This is a genomic window from Globicatella sp. PHS-GS-PNBC-21-1553 (assembly GCF_033564055.1).
GTDB lineage: Bacteria > Bacillota > Bacilli > Lactobacillales > Aerococcaceae > Globicatella > Globicatella sulfidifaciens.
Genome location: NZ_CP085470.1, coordinates 2354124 through 2371687, shown reverse-complemented (window position 1 = coordinate 2371687; position 17564 = coordinate 2354124). Strand labels below are relative to the sequence as shown.

Sequence of the window (17564 nt, the reverse complement as noted above, 5' to 3'; positions counted from 1 at the left end):
AGATAGAAAGGAGAAATCGTATGGCAAAACAATCAGCCCAAACCCCAATGATGCAACAGTATAATGATTTAAAAGCTCAATATCCTGATGCGTTCTTATTTTTTAGATTAGGCGATTTCTACGAACTATTTAATGAAGATGCCATTGAAGCTTCAAAAATATTAGAAATTACCTTAACTTCACGTAATAAAAATGCAGATAATCCAATTCCTATGTGTGGAGTTCCACATCATTCTGCAAAAGATTATATTCGAAAATTAGTGGAAGAAGGTCACAAAGTTGCGATTTGTGAACAACTTGAAGATCCTAAATTAACAAAAGGGATGGTCAAACGCGATGTGATTCGGGTGGTGACACCCGGAACGATTCTTGAAGATGAAGCTTTGGTTGGAAAAGAAAATAATTATTTAGCTTCATTTGTTTACGAAGCAGGTCAATATTATATCGCTTATGTTGATGTCTCAACAGGTGAAATTCGACTTACGACGACGGCTAATCAAGATTTATTTATTAACGAGTTAAGAGCTATTGAAGCAAGTGAGATTGTTTTAAACCAAACTTTAGACGAGAATTTTAAAACTCAGTTAAAACAACAAGTTACCAGTTACTTCACTGAATTTAATCCTACTGAAGCTTTAGCCATTAAACCTTGGACCTTAAAAGATGCTACCTCAGCTGAAGAGAAAGTATTAACTTTTTTATTCCAATATTTAATGAGTGTTCAAAAACAACTGAATGACTTTGTTCAACCCGTTGAGCGATATGAAATTAGTGATTTTTTACAAATGAATCATTATACGAAATCGCAATTAGAATTAACCAAATCATTGCGTACCCAACGTAAAAAAGGGAGTTTATTATGGTTGTTAGATAAAACCAAAACAGCGATGGGCGGACGACTTTTACAACGATGGTTAGACAAACCTTTACTCAGTCAGTCAGCTCTTGAAGTTCGTCATCAGAAAGTTGAAATATTAAAAAATGCTTATTTTGAACGCTTAGAATTGGTCGATTACTTGGCGAATGTTTATGACTTAGAACGTTTAGTGACGAAAATTAGTATGGGACACGCCAATGCCCGTGATTTGGATCAATTACGTTACTCTTTAAGTCAAATTGGTCCCATTAATCAAGTGCTATCGGTCATTCAACAATCTTTAACCGTACCAGTCTTTGATTTATTACCTTCATTTGATGAATTGTATACTTTAATTGATTCCCAATTAGTGGAAGAACCTCCGATTTCGGTTACCGAAGGTGAGCTGATTCGTGACCAAGTGAGTCAAGATTTAGATCGCTTTAGAGATGCTTTAAGGAATGGTCACCAGTGGTTAGCAGAATTACAACAGCGTGAACGTGAAAAAACAGGGCTCAAAACGTTAAAAGTGGGATTTAATAAAGTCTTTGGCTATTATATTGAAATTAGTCGTCTACAAGCAGCTCAATTAAATGATGAGCGTTATGAGCGTAAACAAACTTTAGCGAATAATGAACGGTTCATCACCGAAGAACTGAAAGAATTGGAAACGACTATTTTAACAGCTCAAGAAAAATCGGTTAACTTAGAATATCAACTGTTTACTCAATTGCGAAAAGATGTTTTACCTTATATTCCCGGCTTACAAGCATTAGCACATCAAATCGCGGCTTTAGATGTTTTGGCGAACTTTGCAGCACTTAGCGAAGAAGAAAATTATGTGCGAGCAGCTATTAGTCAAGAAGAGGGTTACTTTAAATTAACAGATAGTCGTCATCCCGTAGTAGAGCATTTAATTGGCCAATCTAAATTTATTCCGAATGATTTATTGATTACAAATGATAAAAAAATGTTATTGTTAACCGGTCCGAATATGTCTGGTAAATCAACTTATATGCGACAAGTAGCTTATTGTGTGATATTGAACCAAATTGGTTGTTTTGTCCCTGCCAAAGCAGCAACACTACCAATGGTCGATAAAATATTTACGCGAATTGGTAGTTCTGATGATATTTCTACCGGTCAAAGTACCTTTATGGTGGAAATGATGGAAACTAATACCGCTATTCGAGGCGCAACCGCTAATAGTTTGTTACTATTTGATGAATTAGGTCGTGGAACGGCTACTTACGATGGTATGGCGCTGGCTGAAGCGATTATTGATTATATTGCCAATGAAGTGCAAGCAGCAACCATTTTCTCCACACATTATCATGAGTTAACCACATTAGTAGAAAGGTTATCTGTTTTAAAAAATATCCATGTTGGTGCGATTGAGCAAGATGGCAAAGTTGTGTTCCTTCACAAAATTTTAGATGGTCCGGCGGATAAGAGTTATGGTATTCATGTAGCCCAGTTAGCTGGTTTACCTGATTCCTTAATATTACAGAGTAGGGAAGTATTAACACAATTAGAACAACAAGCGCCAACCAGAACCAATGCTGATGCTATCCCTTTATTTGATGAACGGATTTTTGATGCAACTACAACTTCAAGTAATTCAGAGAACGCCGCGGTCATTGATGAATTAAAACAACTTGATCTTAATCAAATGACACCTATTGAAGCCTTAACGACTTTAATGCAATTACAAAATAAAATAAAATAGTTATAGAATTACATTTGTTAGGAGGGATAAGCGATGGGAATCATACGACAAATGCCCGAGCAATTAGCTAACCAAATCGCTGCGGGTGAAGTTGTCGAAAGACCAGCATCCGTCGTGAAAGAATTAGTCGAAAATGCGATTGATGCTAGAAGTACTAAAATATTGATTGAATTAAAAGAAGCTGGTATTCAACTTATTAGAATTAGTGATGATGGAATTGGAATGGAACAATCAGACTTACTCATGTCGGTCTTACCGCATGCGACTAGTAAAATATATGATGTCCACGACTTATTCCAAATACAGTCTTTAGGTTTTCGTGGTGAGGCGCTTGCTAGTATTGCGTCTGTCAGTAAAATGACTATTGAATCAACCGTTAATCAAATGACCGTCACTCCGGCTAATCAGGGCTATTTTATCAAAGTTCATGGCTCTGAAATCGTTGAAGAAGGGGTTACCGCACCACGTCCGGGTACCGTCATGACTGTTGAAAGTTTATTTTATAATACACCGGCCCGTTTAAAACATTTGAGTAGTTTAAAAACTGAAATTCGTCATATTTTAAATTTTGTGCAACAAATTGCTTTAGCATACCCGATGATTCGCTTTACTTTAATTAATGATGGCAGTCAAATCTTTAGTTCTTATGGAACGGGTGATTTGAGACAGGCGATTGCGAATGTGTATCAACCCTCGATCGCGCGTCAACTGATTCCAATAGCAGCAGAAGATGAGGACTTTATTATTAGTGGTTATGTATCGCCACCCCAATTAACGCGGACGTCTAAGTATTATATTCATTGGTTAATCAATGGACGCGTTATTCAAAGTTATCCCTTAACCCAAATGTTATTAAAAGCATATGGGCGACAATTAATGATTGGTCGCTACCCAATAGCGATTATCAATATTGAATTGGATCCCCAGTTAGTCGATGTTAATGTGCATCCTACCAAGCAAACAGTTCGCTTAAGTAAGGAGTCCGAGTTAGGTGCTTTATTAACCCGAGCTGTCAATAAAGTTCTTGAAGAGATTAACCCAGTACCGCAATTACAAGTAGAAGATGTTCCAGGGTTTAGAACGACACGAACGAAGGAGAAAATTCAGTATGAAGATTTGCCTTTTGATTTAACCGCTCGACCAACAGATAAAAATTCTCAATTGGATTCAAATCTGACGGTAGAATCATCACAATCAAATCATGATGAAAATAACGAAAAATATGGTAAAATTGATGAGTCAACAGAACACTACGATAATGAGCGAAATGAACATCATAATCCTATTGAAAAAACAGAAACATCCGTTACTAATTCAGATGATATTCGTGACGTTTCGTCTCTGGAAGATTATGACCGATCTTCACAGGAGTTTAGCAATCATCAGCCAACGTTATCAGCTAGTAATAGTCCAGATTTTAAGGATAATCAATCAGCGTTAACACCGACTTGGGATACCCAAAAGGTTCCTTTTTATGATTTAAGATATGTCGGTCAAATTCATGGTACCTATTTAATTGCTGAAAGCGAAGAGGGATTTTATTTAATTGATCAACATGCGGCGCAAGAAAAAATACGCTATGAACGCTTGATGAAAAACGAACCAACTGAATTTGATCAACAACATTTATTATTACCTTTTGTTTTTCATTTTTCTCCAGCGGAAGCTGCAGTGGTGGAATCCTTGCTTGAGCGTTTTGAGGCATTAGGCTTAAGCTTATCTTCATTTGGGCCTAATACTTATCAATTAGGAAGTTATCCAAATTGGTTAAATGAAGATCAAGTAGAAAAGACCGTTCATGATTTAGTCACTTTATTAGATGAAGAACCTAATTTAACGGTGAATCAATTATTAGAAAAATCGATTATTATGCAAAGTTGTCGTGGCGCGATTAAAGCTAATCATTACTTGAGCGAAGTTCAAGCACAAGCTTTAATTCGTGAGATGGCGGACTTGGAAGATCCATATCATTGTCCTCACGGTAGACCGGTTTTTGTTGAATTTAATCAAACGACATTAGAAAAATTATTTAAGCGCATTATGGATGCTCATGAGAGTGGCCATCGTGCTTAAAGGAGGAAATAAAATGGCAAAAAAAGAATTTGAAGACAAATTAAATGAATTAACAGAGTTACAATATAAAGTGACGCAGGAAAATGCAACCGAAAGACCTTTTACTGGTGAATACGATGATTTCTACGAAAAAGGAATTTATGTGGACATCGTTAGCGGGGAACCGTTATTCTCAAGTACCGATAAGTATGATGCGGGATGTGGTTGGCCATCATTTTCACGTCCAATTCAAGAAGCAATGTTAACAGAGCATGTGGACAATACTTTAGCACGTACCCGTACAGAAGTGAGAAGTTCGAATGCTGATTCGCATTTAGGTCATGTTTTTGAAGATGGGCCTCAAGAATTAGGTGGTTTACGTTACTGTATTAATTCCGCAGCATTACGTTTTGTGCCATTAGCCGAAATGGAAGCACAAGGCTATGCTGACTATATTCAATATGTGGAGTAGAGTGAAATGTATGAATATTTAGTTGGGAAGCTGATGCACATTGCTCCCACTTATTTAGTGCTTGAAGTCAATCAAATTGGATACCGTGTCCTAGCTCCAAATCCGTTTAAATATGCTTCAAAAAAGATCAAGAAATTAAACTATATGTTGAACAAGTTGTTAGAGAAGATGCCCATACCTTGTATGGTTTTAATGATCAAGAGGAAAAAGCTTTATTTTTAACGTTAAATAAAGTATCTGGCATCGGACCTAAGAGTGCCTTGTCGATTTTAGCGGCTGATGATCATAAAGGATTAGTGCAAGCCATCGAATCAGGAGACAGCAATTATTTAACTAAGTTTCCTGGAGTCGGCAAAAAAACTGCTCAACAAATTATTTTAGATCTTAAAGGTAAATTGGGAGATTTATTAGATCATAGTGAGCCTTCCCCAACGGCTGCCGATACGATGGTGGCTGGTACCAATACGCAATTAATGACGGAAGTAACCGAAGCATTAGCTGGTTTAGGTTATTCTCAACGCGAAATTAAGCGTATTGAAAAACCATTAGCACAAGCACAATGTCAAACGACACAAGAAGCGTTAAGTTTAGCATTTAAATTATTATTAAATAAATAGAAAGGGAGCGCCTGTATGGAAGAAGAACGCTTAGTCTCTGGTGAAAAATTAGCCGAAGACAGTCAAAATTTTAGTTTACGACCTCAATATTTACATGAGTATATTGGGCAATCACAATTAAAAGAAGAATTGGCTATTTATATTCAAGCGGCCAAACAACGTCAAGAAGCCTTAGACCACGTCCTCCTTTATGGGCCTCCTGGACTAGGTAAAACGACAATGGCAATGGTCATTGCTAATGAATTAAATGTGGGAATTAAAACGACCAGTGGCCCTGCTATTGAGCGACCAGGTGATTTATTAGCATTATTAAATGAATTAAATCCAGGAGATGTTTTATTCATTGATGAAATTCATCGAATGCCAAGATTAATTGAAGAAGTTCTTTATTCGGCAATGGAAGATTATTATGTTGATATAATAATTGGTCAAGGGACAACGGCTCACCCAGTACATTTTGAGTTGCCACCTTTTACTTTAATTGGTGCGACCACTCGTGCGGGGATGTTAACTCAGCCTTTACGTGATCGTTTTGGCATCATTGCCCATATGCGTTATTACGAGACCGAAGAACTTAATTTAATCGTTAATCGTAATGCCGAGGTTTTTAATACCAAAATAGCACCGGACGGTGCCTTAGAAATTGCCCTAAGAAGTCGTGGCACACCACGTATTGCCAATCGTATTTTAAAACGAGTGCGTGACTTTGCGCAAGTTGAAGGGGACGGTCGCATTACCAAAGAGCTAACTCAAAGAGCGCTAAAAGTCTTAGCCATCGATGATAAAGGCTTGGATCCAATTGACCGTAAATTATTGAGAACTTTAATCGAAGAATATAATGGTGGCCCTGTCGGGATTGGGACACTCGCTATCAATATTAGTGAAGACAGTGAAACAGTGGAAGATATGTATGAACCATTCTTATTACAAAATGGGTTTATTAGACGTACTCCAAGAGGTCGTGTCGCAACTGAATTAGCTTATACTCATTTAGGCTATCCATATTTACTAGAAAAAGAGGATTATTAATTAATGTTAACTACAAAAGATTTTGACTATGAATTACCAGAAGAATTAATTGCTCAAACCCCCTTGAGTGATCGGAGTTCTTCAAGATTATTAGTATTAGACCGTGAAACAGATGAACTAACAGACACTCATTTTACTGAGATTATTGATTATTTAAATCCTGGTGATGCTTTAGTTGTTAATGAAACACGCGTTATTCCGGCTCGTATCTTTGGTGTAAAACCAGATACTGGTGGACATTTAGAAGTATTATTGCTGAATAATACCGAAGGTAATCATTGGGAATGTTTAATTAAGCCAGCTAGAAGAGCGAAAGTTGGGACCGAAATTCATTTTGGTGACAATGCACAATTAAAAGCGACGGTCACCAAAGAATTAACCCATGGTGGTCGCATGATAGAATTTCATTATGAAGGAGTTTTTCTAGAATTATTAGAAACACTAGGTCAAATGCCATTACCACCGTATATAAAAGAACGCTTAGATGATCCTGATCGTTATCAAACAGTTTATGCCAAAGAAAATGGTTCAGCTGCTGCCCCAACAGCAGGGCTTCACTTTACTCCGGAATTACTTGAGAAAGTAAAAGCCAAGGGAATTGAAATTATACCATTAGTGCTTCATGTTGGATTAGGAACGTTTCGTCCGGTTTCGACCGATAAAATTGAAGAACATGAAATGCATGCTGAATACTATATGCTAAGCGAAGATTCAGCGGCTAAAATTCGTCAAGTACAAGCAAATGGTGGCAAAATTACCGCCGTCGGAACGACGAGTGTTAGAACCTTAGAAACGATTGCCTCGGAACATAATGGCGAAATCGTCGCAAGTTCTGGCTGGACTTCCATTTTTATCTCACCAGGTTATCAATTTAAAGTGGTGGACCATTTAATCACGAATTTCCACTTACCACAATCAACTTTAGTGATGTTAGTGAGTGCTTTTTATGATCGTGAAAAAATCTTAAAAGCCTACGAACATGCGGTAGCTGAGAAATATCGTTTCTTTAGTTTTGGCGACGCAATGTTTATTAAATAAGAGAATATAAAAAATAAGCTTTTTAACTGGATTCAAACTCTAAGAGTAGAATTTAGCTAGAAAGCTTTTTTGTTGGGAGTAGACCAGAAGTAGAAAATTGAATAATTTTCGCTTTGTTAGCCTACCCAACCAATGCACTTTGAATTAATTAGATATACCTGAACAGAAGTTAAAAAGATTTTGCTCAGCCTCTTTAAATCATGAAATAGACAATCGCAATATAATGAGCTAGTGAAGCTAGAATAATAAAGAAATGCCAAATCATATGGAAGTATGGTTTTTTCTTAGCATAGAAGAGGGCACCAATCGTATAAAGCAGCCCCCCTAATACCATTAAAGCTAGAAAGATGGCGCTCGTATGTTTAATCACGTCCGGTAAAATAAAAACGACCAACCATCCCATTATTAAGTAAAGGAATAACGAAAATTTTTCATTGACTTTTTTAGCAAATATTTTATACAAAATACCAAAAATGGTGATTCCCCATTGTAGGACAATGATAGCAATACCTAACCAACCCCCAATTAAGGAAAGGGCGACAGGTGTATAACTACCGGCTATCGCAATAAAAATCATACTGTGGTCGATGATGCGCATAACATATTTATGAGGTGAACCATAACTCATAGAATGATAAATGGTTGAAGCTAAAAACATTAGAAAGAGACTGATTGTAAAAATAGACATCCCCACGATGGCCGTGACGTCATAATGGACATAAGCATAAATCGCGGTTATCGGTAAGAGGATTAACATGGCTAAAGCCGCTACACCATGCGAAACACTATTACCAATTTCTTCACCAAAAGATAGTTGAATACTGGGTTTAAATCGTGTCATGTTCATTATTTTTTCTCCTTTATAGTCTGCAATAAGAGCTTGTGTTTGATAATATAAGATGACTGTTTGACAAGCTGATTGAATAATAGCTGGGACTTCCATTTCATTGTCTTGATCTTTAGCTAAACATTTGACAAAACCATTATATAATGTTTCCGAATCATAATCTTTACTCAACATCTTCAGTGTTTGACTGATATGTTGAATAGGAAATACATTTTTAAGGAAGGTTATCGCAATCAGTCTAGCGACTTGGCATTTACGGTATTTTTTCTTAATTGGCTTTTCAATATGATGATGTTTGACATAATTATTAATCATTGAAGCTGTTAATCCTTTTTCTTCCGACAATGTGGGTTCTACTATCAAATCATTGATTAAAATTAAAACTTGGTCTAAATATAAATCTAAATCAGGCAATTGATGCCAATACGGTAACTTTATCATATAAAATAGCCACCTCCTTACATCTAGTCTTTATAACTAGATTGTAAAGTTGTCATAATCCAAAGTCAAGTAAAGAGTATGAAAAAAACGGGAGTAGACCAGAAGTTGAAAATCGAATGATTTTCGCTTCGTCGGTCTCCCCCGCAAAGTTGAGTAGGCCTCAAACAAGTCGAAAGACGCAGTTTGAGGCCACTCAACCACTGCGCTATTAATTAGCGAAAAATAATCTTAACTAAATTTATCAAGTTTATGCCCAACCTGATTTTGTTTATTTTTCATATTGAGTAATCAATTGATAGAAGTCTTCAATGGAATTACTGATTTGGTATTGATTCATTTTTTCAATGATGGTGTCTTTTTGTTCAGTCAAGGCGACTAATTTTTCTTTCAATGTTTCTGGAGAAAGTTCTTCTTCATTTAAAACGAGGGCATATCCTTCATTTTGGAAGTTTTGAGCATTTAATAATTGATCTCCACGACTAGCTTGAACGGTTAAGGGAATTAATAGCATCGGTATTTTTAAAGCTAAAAATTCAAAAATTGAGTTAGAACCTGCTCTTGAAATAACATAGTCGGTAATAGCTAATAAGTCATTGAGTTCATCCGTTACAAATTCATATTGGACATAGCCGTCTTGAGTTAGAGAGTCATCTTTTAAACCTTTACCTGTTAAATGGATTAATTGGTATTCTGTCAATAAATAATCTAAATTTTGACGAATCGCATCATTAATTGCTTTCGAACCTAAAGAGCCTCCCATAACCATCATAATCGGTTTATCAGGTGTTAGACCTGTAGATTGATAACCACGTTCTGCATTGCCTTCAAATAAACTGTCACGGATAATAGAGCCAATAACGGTAGCTTGTCCTTTGGGCAAATGTTCTGCTGCTTGTGGAAAGGTTGTAAAAATATGATCAGCAAACTTAATACTAATTTTGTTTGCTAAACCAGGTGTCACATCTGATTCATGTAACACGATAGGAATCTTTAACATCTTGGCTGCCATCGCAACCGGCACACTTACGAAGCCACCTTTAGAAAAAATCATCGTCGGTTGTTGCTTTTTCAAAATAAAATAAGCATCGCTAACGCCTTTCATGACTTTAAAAGGATCGACAAAGTTTTGCCAATCAAAATAACGACGTAATTTACCACTACTAATGGGATAGTAGGGTACATTGTCTAATTTATTAATCATCTCACGTTCAATCCCGTTTTTTGATCCTATATAAAATGTTTCATAACCTTTTTCTTGAAAATAAGGGATTAAGGCTACGTTAACTGATACATGGCCAATAGAGCCACCACCAGTAAAACAAATTCGTTTAACCATAAGAGCCTCCTAAAAATTATTCTCATTAATTATAGCGTTCAAACCTAGATGTGTCTAGTTAAGCGTTAGGCCAGGAAGAAAAAGAATAGTGGAAAAGTTAGTAAGATAGATAACACATCAAGTGCTATAAAAATAGAATAGTTGCACTACTTTTGTTGCTTGATGATGGATGAATTAATACCCTAATGTTTTTTTGGGGCTAGATATTGTGGCACTAACTTTAGAAGATGCTTTTCATCAGATGTATGATAGATTTGCGAATAAGTATCTACATAGTCATAGATCTTTATTTTGATTGAGTTATTCTTTGGATATATAATTTCAATATTTTTTATTTCATCACATTTTACTAGATTCCATCTCAAAAGGAGAGTCTTCACCATTTAAGTAGCTCATGTAACTTTCGAACACATGAATTTCTGCTGGATTAAAGAAAATTCGCAAAAGCTCTTTACAACCGTATCTTTTATTGTATAATAATAAGAGTGGTCTACGGACCCCAAATCACGATATTCCGCTGGATAGACATTTCTGCTATCTATGAGTGTTTGTCAGAAGAGGAGAAAAAAACATGAGTAAATTAATTGAAAAAATTACTGCAGCTCAATTACGTAACGATATCCCTGAGTTTCGTGCAGGTGATACAGTTCGTGTACACGCATTAATCGTCGAAGGCGAACGCGAACGTGTGCAAATTTTCGAAGGTTTAGTTATTAAACGTCGTGGTACTGGAATTAGCGAATCTTTTACAGTTCGTAAAATTTCAAATGGTGTAGGTGTAGAACGTACATTCCCATTACATACGCCACGTGTAGCGAAAATTGAAGTTGTTCGTAAAGGTCGCGTACGTCGTGCGAAATTATACTACATTCGTGCATTGTCTGGTAAAGCAGCAAGAATTAAAGAACGTACTAGATAATCAAAGATTTGAATACTCGGTTGATTGCATTGTCAGTCAATCGGGTATTTTTTTTATTTACAATTAGATATTCACCAAAATACCATTCGTCACTGGGTTACGCTATTAGAATTGAATTACGCTATGAGCCCGATGCTCTCACCTTAATTTAAACAGACGCTGGGCAAATACTTTTTAAATTCTGTCCAGGCATATCTATTTAATTCAAAACGCAGCGGTTGAGTGGTCTCAATCTGCGTCTTAATGAGGTTAAAGATAAATTTGGTAAACTCAATCAAGTTATTGTTATTAAATTAAAAACGCAGTGGTTGAGTGGTCTCAATCTGCGTCTTAATGAGGTTAAAGATAAATTTGGTAAACTCAATCAAGTATTGTTATTAAATTAAAAACGCAGTGGTTGAGTGGTCTCAATCTGCGTCTTAATGACTTGCTTGAGACCTACTCAACTTTGCGGGGGTGGACAGACAAAGCGAAAATCATTCGATTTTCTACTTCTGGTCCACTCCCAACTGTGCGGGGGTGGACAGACAAAGCGAAAATCATTCGATTTTCTACTTCTGGTCCACTCCCAACTGAGCGGGGGTGGACAGACAAAGCGAAAATCATTTGATTTTCTACTTTTGGTCCACTCTCAATTTTGCGGGGGTAGACAGACAAAGCGAAAATCATTCGATTTTCTACTTCTGGTCCACTCCCAACTGTGCGGGGGTAGACAGACAAAGCGAAAATCATTCGATTTTCTACTTCTGGTCCACTCCCAACTGTGCGGGGGTAGACAGACAAAGCGAAACTCATTCGATTTTCTACTTCTGGTCCACTCCCAACTGTGCGGGGGTGGACAGACAAAGCGAAAATCATTTGATTTTCTACTTTTGGTCCACTCCCAATTTGTATCCAATGTTATAAACGATAAGCTTAACTTTATCTAATGCTATTTTGTCCACTCTAGACATGATTTTGCTAACGTTATTATTACTTGAAAGAACGCTCCCATTTTTCATTAAAATATGTTAAAATAGACTAGTAAACTTAGAGGGAGGTACTATGAAAAAAGATAAACAAACCCTTAGATTAGATATTATCAATAATCTTCAACATTTGAATAATGAACAACGACATCAATGGGAAAATGATTTAAAGCAACAATTTTTTGAGTATTTACAAACTATTAATGTTCAAAGAATCGCTTTGTTTTATAGCTTTCATCCTGAAGTTAATGTTTTACCTATATTAGAAGAATTAGAAGCACAAGGTTATGAAGTGTATTTACCTTGTTTAGCTCCCAATTATCAATTAGAGTTTGCTCCTTATCAAACAGGAGACACACTTAAAACTGTCTATCGCAAAGTAGTGCAACCGATGACTGATCAACGACTAGAACCTGAGCTATTAGATCTAATCATTGTACCAGGCTTAGCTTTTTCAAGAAATGGGTATCGAGTCGGCTTTGGTGGCGGTTATTATGATCGTCTATTAGCAAAATTACCTACCACCAAAACGGTTTCGCTTGTTTTTCCCATTCAAATGGTCGACAATGATTTATTGCCTGTTGAATCATTTGATCAACCTGTTAAAAAGCTCTTCATTGCGAGATAGAGAGGAGCAATAATGGAAAAAATTAAAAATCCTGAATGGTGGCGTCAGGCGCCGTTTGTAACTTATATTTTATTAACACTTAATATTGCTGTTTTTATATGGATGTTATTCGTTTTTGGTACGACACAATCGAGTGAAGCATTAGTAAGAGCAGGTGCAAATTTTAGACCTTTCATTGTTCATTTTAATGAATGGTGGCGGTTATTGACTGCCGGTTTTATTCATATTGGAATTGAACATATCTTGATGAATATGGTTTCCCTTTATTTTGTGGGGATTGAACTGGAAAAAATATTAGGTCATGGACGCTATTTAGTTATTTATTTAATCAGTGTGCTAGGTGGAAATGTCGTTTCATTTGGCTTAGCGAGTACGGGGTCTCTTTCTGCAGGGGCTAGTACTGGTATTTTTGGTTTATTTGCAGCTTATATTGTATTGGGGCGTTTATATCCACAATCATACTATTTAAGACAGCGTGGCCAAACATTTCTGACACTATTTGTTATTAATGTCTTGATGAATTTATTTTCTGGAACGATCGACAATTGGGGCCACATGGGTGGCGCTTTAATGGGAGCTTTGATGACTGCGGCGATTGGTATAAAACAATATCATCCATTAACGAAGAAACAAAGATTATTATTATCCATCAGTATCGTTTTATTATTGATTTTATTTATTTTTATTGGGATACAAAGAGAGTTTTAAAGGAGTAGGAAAAATGGAGAAAAAAATTATTGGGATTGACTTAGGTGGCACTTCAGCAAAATTAGCAATTTTAACACCCGAAGGAGAAATTCAAAAAAAATGGAGTGTTCAAACGAATATCTTAAATGATGGTGTGCATATTGTACCGGATATTATTGATTCGATTAAAGAGCAATTATCATTATTAAATTTAACAGAGGAAAGTTTTTACGGTATCGGAATGGGAACTCCCGGGAAAGTAGATGCTGAAAATAAAACAGTTATTGGTGCTTACAATTTAAACTGGAGTGAATTACAAGAAGTTGGAAAACAATTTGCCGAAGCTTTTAATTTACCTTTTTATATTGATAATGATGCGAATGTGGCTGCTTTAGGAGAACAATGGAAAGGTGCCGGTAATGGTGAACCCAATGTCGTGATGTTTACTTTAGGTACTGGTGTTGGTGGCGGTATCGTTTTAGATAATAAATTATTACATGGTGTCGGTGGTACAGCAGGCGAAGTGGGCCATATTTTTGTTGATGCGGAAAATGGCTTTGAATGTACTTGTGGTAATAAAGGCTGTCTAGAAACGGTTGCTTCAGCAACAGGAATTGTTAATCTTGCACGTCATTATTCAAATGAATTTGCAGGTGATTCAACGATAAAAGCACGTATTGATAGTGGCGATCAAGTAACGGCTCGTGATATTTTTGATGCGGCAAAGGATAGCGATACATTTAGTGAACATGTAGTTGATATGTTTTCTCACTATTTAGGTATCGCGACTTCCCATATTGCGAATATTTTAAATCCAAGTACGATTGTTTTAGGTGGTGGCGTTTCGGCAGCTGGCAATTATTTAAAAGAACGTGTTGAAAAATATCACCGTCAATATTCATTCCCACAAGTACGTGATGTCACTAAAATCCGTTTAGCAACGATTGGCAATGATGCTGGTGTTATTGGGGCTGCTCGATTAGTACCAGTTGATGAGTTAGGAGAGTAATTAATTTAATGGAAATTTTGAAATTCATTTTAGCGTTAATTGTTTTAGGTTTAGTTATTTATGGTGGCTACTTACTCTATTTATGGTGGATTGCACGTAATTCCGCACAGATGATTGAAGCAACTGAATTAGAAGCATTACGTGCTGGAGCACAAATTGTGGATGTGCGTGAAACGCCGGAATTCGAGGCGCGTCACATTTTAGGGGCACGCAATATTCCAATGTCACAGTTTAAACAACGTCAAGCCGAAGTACGCCGTGACAAACCCGTTTATTTATACGACGAAGATGGTAATTTAGCACCACGTTGTGCTCGTATTTTAAAGAAAAATGGACATGATAATGTCTTTATCTTGAAAAATGGCTTCTCTACTTGGGGCGGCAAAGTGAAATCAAGAAAATAGTATATTTTAGTCAATAAAGATGGTGGTAGTTTCATTTTTAATGGGCTATGACGATCTTTATTTTTATCACACTGAAAGGAGTGTTGAAATGGTTGAAAATATTTTAATGGATGAAATGGCCATCAATCGGACACTTAAACGCATTGCCCATGAAATCTTAGAACGTAATAAAACATTAGAGGACGTTGTGCTAGTCGGGATTAAAACGCGTGGCGAATACTTAGCAAATCGCATTGCGACAAAGATTAAAGAAATTGAAGGGCATGAAGTAGCGGTCGATTATGTAGATATTACCTTTTATCGCGATGATTTGACTCATGCGACGGTTTCCGATGAACCAGAAGTAACTGAAGCGAGCTTTACTCATGATTTAACGGGCAAAAAAGTCGTCATCGTTGATGATGTATTATATACCGGACGTACCGTTAGAGCTGCGATGGATGCGATTTTAGACCAACATCGTCCTTCGCATATTCAATTAGCTATTTTAGTGGATCGTGGACACCGCGAATTACCGATTAGAGCAGATTTTGTGGGTAAAAATGTACCAACTGCCAAAACAGAGCGAATTGCGGTACGCTTAAGTGAAGTCGACAATGGTGAAGACCAAGTGGTCATTGTCAAATAAAAAAGAAACTGAAGTTATGATTTAGCTGTGCCGTCTACTCGACACTCAACTAATCCTGTAACTTCAGTTTTTTTATTCTATTTTTATCATTGTGATAGACGAAAGATATTGCTCGTCACCAATTGGACTGCTAAATACTTGACAGGTTCAACTCAAATAGCCAATTGAGTTAATTGTCAATTTGATAGGTACGTAATTTCTGTTCATCAGGTGTCACATAAATTGTGCGTTGTCCTTCATAAATCACATAGCCCGGTTTGGCGCCATTGGGTTTGCGTAAATGTTTGACTTGTAATAAGTCTACCGGCACGGAAGCTGAATCACTAAACTTAGAATAATAAGCAGCGAGTTCTCCCGCTAGCGTAATGGTTTCATCACTTGGTTGGTCACTTTCAATGATTACATGAGAACCAGGGATATTTTTGGCATGGAGCCACCAGTGATTTTTACTGGCTTTTTTAAGACTGAGTTCGTCATTTTGATGATTATTGCGTCCAACATAAATCATCACCCCATCATCACTGCGATAGCGTCTTGGTTTTGAAGTGGATTTTGAACGTTTTTTAATATTTTGTTTGCGTTGTGCGACATAACCTTCGTTGGCTAATTCTTCTTTAATATCCTCAATGTCTTCTAAATCAGCTTGATGAATTTGGACAAGTACTGTTTCTAAATACTCATTTTCAGCTTCAGCCAGTTGGATTTGGTGGTCAATATATTTTAATGAATCACGATATTTAGTATATTTTTTAAAATATTTTTGGCTATTATCAATCGCTGATAACCGTGGATCGAGTTCAACTAATAATGGTTGATTATTGTCGTAATAATTATCCAATGTTACTGCTGTTTGACCTTTTTCAATTTGGTAAGCATACGCTTTTAAGAGTTCACCTTTTATCCGATAGGTATCCGCAGCTTGGGCTACTTTGCGATCTTCTGCTAATTTGGCGATTTTAATTTGATTGCGTTCAATCACATGTTCTATTCTTTGTATTAAATCGCCTGATAATTGACGAATACGATCTAAGTGAATTTTTTGTTGGAAAAAGGCTGTTAATAAAGTTGAAAGTGAAGGGTAGTGAATTTGTTCAGCTTCAAGATGCTTAACAGGATAATAATAAAAGGATAATTTGTCATTTTTTTGCTTGAAAATTGTGGGTTGTGCATTAGTTGTGGCAGCCATCAATTGATTGATGGCTTCACTGGCTGTCATTTTTTCATGATTCATTAAATACTCAATTTCACTGGCACCGAGTCTTCCTAATCCTTCAATAATGCGTGAAGCGAGGCCATCTGCTAATAGCTGATGATGTTCACTCGCCCAACTATCTAAATCGGTTAAAGCAAAGACATTCGTTTGTTGTGGATTTTTGGGTGGTTGAACATATTCAGCCCCTGGTTGTAACCCACGATAGCTATTAAGACTCGGGGAGACATGTTTAATACAGTCAATAATCGTATTTTTTGCCGGATTGACTAATAGAATATTACTGTGGCGTCCCATCAATTCAAAATAAAGATGGTAATTTTGTTGATCACCTAATTCGTCTAAGCCGCTGACAATAAATTGCACGATACGATCATTGTCAATTTGGCGGATGTCTAACACAATGGCATTTTCTAAATGTTTGCGCATCAACATACAAAACATCGGTGCATGAGTGGGATTACTTGGACGCTCATCTGTTAAACCTAAATGGTAGTAAGTGGGATGAATCGAGCTATTTAAACGATAATTGGTGCGATGATTACGAATTACCAATTGTAATTCTTGCTCGAAAGGTTGATATATTTTGGAAATACGGCCACCAATCAGTTGGTCCGCTAATTCCTTGACTAAGGCACGTGTAAAAAAGCCATCAAACGTCATACTTGTTTCCTCCTAAAAAGAGATATAAGTA

16 protein-coding genes and 2 pseudogenes are annotated in these 17564 nt (G+C 36.6%); 13 read left to right on the top strand and 5 right to left on the bottom strand.

The features are described 5' to 3' along the window. Nucleotides 1–20: 20 nt before the first annotated feature. The 6 genes and pseudogenes from mutS to queA all read left to right on the top strand — a co-directional run bounded on the left by mutS (nucleotide 21) and on the right by queA (nucleotide 7793). The gene (gene mutS, locus LB888_RS11350) at nucleotides 21–2585 is read left to right on the top strand and encodes a DNA mismatch repair protein MutS (RefSeq protein ID WP_318752992.1); all 2565 of its coding nucleotides are present in this window, start codon (nucleotides 21–23) and stop codon (nucleotides 2583–2585) included. Nucleotides 2586–2618: 33 nt separating this feature from the next. Next, nucleotides 2619–4658 carry a DNA mismatch repair endonuclease MutL gene (gene mutL / locus LB888_RS11345; protein ID WP_318752991.1) on the top strand — a complete coding sequence of 680 codons (2040 nt, stop codon included), beginning with the start codon at nucleotides 2619–2621 and terminating at the stop codon, nucleotides 4656–4658. A gap of 13 nt (nucleotides 4659–4671) precedes the next feature. Further along, entirely contained in the window at nucleotides 4672–5109 is a 438-nt protein-coding gene (gene msrB / locus LB888_RS11340; protein WP_276648529.1) for a peptide-methionine (R)-S-oxide reductase MsrB, read from the top strand. A 6-nt stretch (nucleotides 5110–5115) separates the two neighbouring features. Continuing rightward, nucleotides 5116–5726: pseudogene (gene ruvA / locus LB888_RS11335) on the top strand (Holliday junction branch migration protein RuvA). 15 nt (nucleotides 5727–5741) lie between these two features. Further along, nucleotides 5742–6755 (top strand): Holliday junction branch migration DNA helicase RuvB, encoded by a 1014-nt coding sequence (gene ruvB / locus LB888_RS11330; RefSeq protein ID WP_276648523.1) that lies wholly within the window; start codon nucleotides 5742–5744, stop codon nucleotides 6753–6755. 3 nt (nucleotides 6756–6758) lie between these two features. Then, nucleotides 6759–7793: a tRNA preQ1(34) S-adenosylmethionine ribosyltransferase-isomerase QueA gene (gene queA, locus LB888_RS11325; RefSeq protein ID WP_276648520.1), complete on the top strand. Its 1035-nt coding sequence runs from the start codon at nucleotides 6759–6761 to the stop codon at nucleotides 7791–7793. Nucleotides 7794–7986: 193 nt separating this feature from the next. Here the strand turns inward: queA and trhA are convergent, their stop codons facing one another. From trhA to LB888_RS11310, 3 genes and pseudogenes are all read right to left on the bottom strand, one after another. Next, nucleotides 7987–8640: a PAQR family membrane homeostasis protein TrhA gene (trhA, locus tag LB888_RS11320; protein WP_066123348.1), complete on the bottom strand. Its 654-nt coding sequence runs from the start codon at nucleotides 8638–8640 to the stop codon at nucleotides 7987–7989. A 6-nt stretch (nucleotides 8641–8646) separates the two neighbouring features. Next, nucleotides 8647–9081 (bottom strand): annotated as a pseudogene (locus LB888_RS11315) (DUF1836 domain-containing protein); the annotation flags it as partial. 268 nt (nucleotides 9082–9349) lie between these two features. Then, nucleotides 9350–10417 carry an undecaprenyldiphospho-muramoylpentapeptide beta-N-acetylglucosaminyltransferase gene (locus tag LB888_RS11310; RefSeq protein ID WP_318752990.1) on the bottom strand — a complete coding sequence of 356 codons (1068 nt, stop codon included), beginning with the start codon at nucleotides 10415–10417 and terminating at the stop codon, nucleotides 9350–9352. A gap of 571 nt (nucleotides 10418–10988) precedes the next feature. On the opposite strand from LB888_RS11310, the gene rplS reads away from it, so the two are divergent. After that, nucleotides 10989–11336, top strand: a complete 348-nt coding sequence (gene rplS / locus LB888_RS11305) for a 50S ribosomal protein L19 (RefSeq protein ID WP_066123339.1) — start codon at nucleotides 10989–10991, stop codon at nucleotides 11334–11336. Nucleotides 11337–11554: 218 nt separating this feature from the next. Beyond that, nucleotides 11555–11722 (top strand): hypothetical protein, encoded by a 168-nt coding sequence (locus LB888_RS11300; protein WP_318752989.1) that lies wholly within the window; start codon nucleotides 11555–11557, stop codon nucleotides 11720–11722. A gap of 52 nt (nucleotides 11723–11774) precedes the next feature. Here LB888_RS11300 and LB888_RS11295 read toward each other — a convergent pair whose 3' ends face one another. Continuing rightward, nucleotides 11775–12194 (bottom strand): hypothetical protein, encoded by a 420-nt coding sequence (locus tag LB888_RS11295; protein WP_318752988.1) that lies wholly within the window; start codon nucleotides 12192–12194, stop codon nucleotides 11775–11777. A 186-nt stretch (nucleotides 12195–12380) separates the two neighbouring features. Here LB888_RS11295 and LB888_RS11290 point away from each other — a divergent pair, with 186 nt between their 5' ends. From LB888_RS11290 to pyrR, 5 genes are all read left to right on the top strand, one after another. After that, nucleotides 12381–12932 carry a 5-formyltetrahydrofolate cyclo-ligase gene (locus LB888_RS11290; protein ID WP_318752987.1) on the top strand — a complete coding sequence of 184 codons (552 nt, stop codon included), beginning with the start codon at nucleotides 12381–12383 and terminating at the stop codon, nucleotides 12930–12932. A 12-nt stretch (nucleotides 12933–12944) separates the two neighbouring features. Beyond that, complete coding sequence (locus LB888_RS11285; protein WP_318752986.1) at nucleotides 12945–13640, top strand: rhomboid family intramembrane serine protease; 696 nt, start codon at nucleotides 12945–12947, stop codon at nucleotides 13638–13640. Nucleotides 13641–13653: 13 nt separating this feature from the next. Continuing rightward, nucleotides 13654–14628 carry an ROK family glucokinase gene (locus tag LB888_RS11280; RefSeq protein ID WP_318752985.1) on the top strand — a complete coding sequence of 325 codons (975 nt, stop codon included), beginning with the start codon at nucleotides 13654–13656 and terminating at the stop codon, nucleotides 14626–14628. An 8-nt stretch (nucleotides 14629–14636) separates the two neighbouring features. Beyond that, nucleotides 14637–15032, top strand: a complete 396-nt coding sequence (locus LB888_RS11275; RefSeq protein WP_078755913.1) for a rhodanese-like domain-containing protein — start codon at nucleotides 14637–14639, stop codon at nucleotides 15030–15032. 88 nt (nucleotides 15033–15120) lie between these two features. Next, a complete protein-coding gene (gene pyrR, locus LB888_RS11270; RefSeq protein WP_071407566.1) occupies nucleotides 15121–15660 on the top strand; it encodes a bifunctional pyr operon transcriptional regulator/uracil phosphoribosyltransferase PyrR in 540 nt (179 codons plus the stop codon). A 169-nt stretch (nucleotides 15661–15829) separates the two neighbouring features. Here the strand turns inward: pyrR and LB888_RS11265 are convergent, their stop codons facing one another. Further along, entirely contained in the window at nucleotides 15830–17533 is a 1704-nt protein-coding gene (locus tag LB888_RS11265; protein WP_318752984.1) for an NFACT family protein, read from the bottom strand. Between the last annotated feature and the right edge of the window lie 31 nt (nucleotides 17534–17564).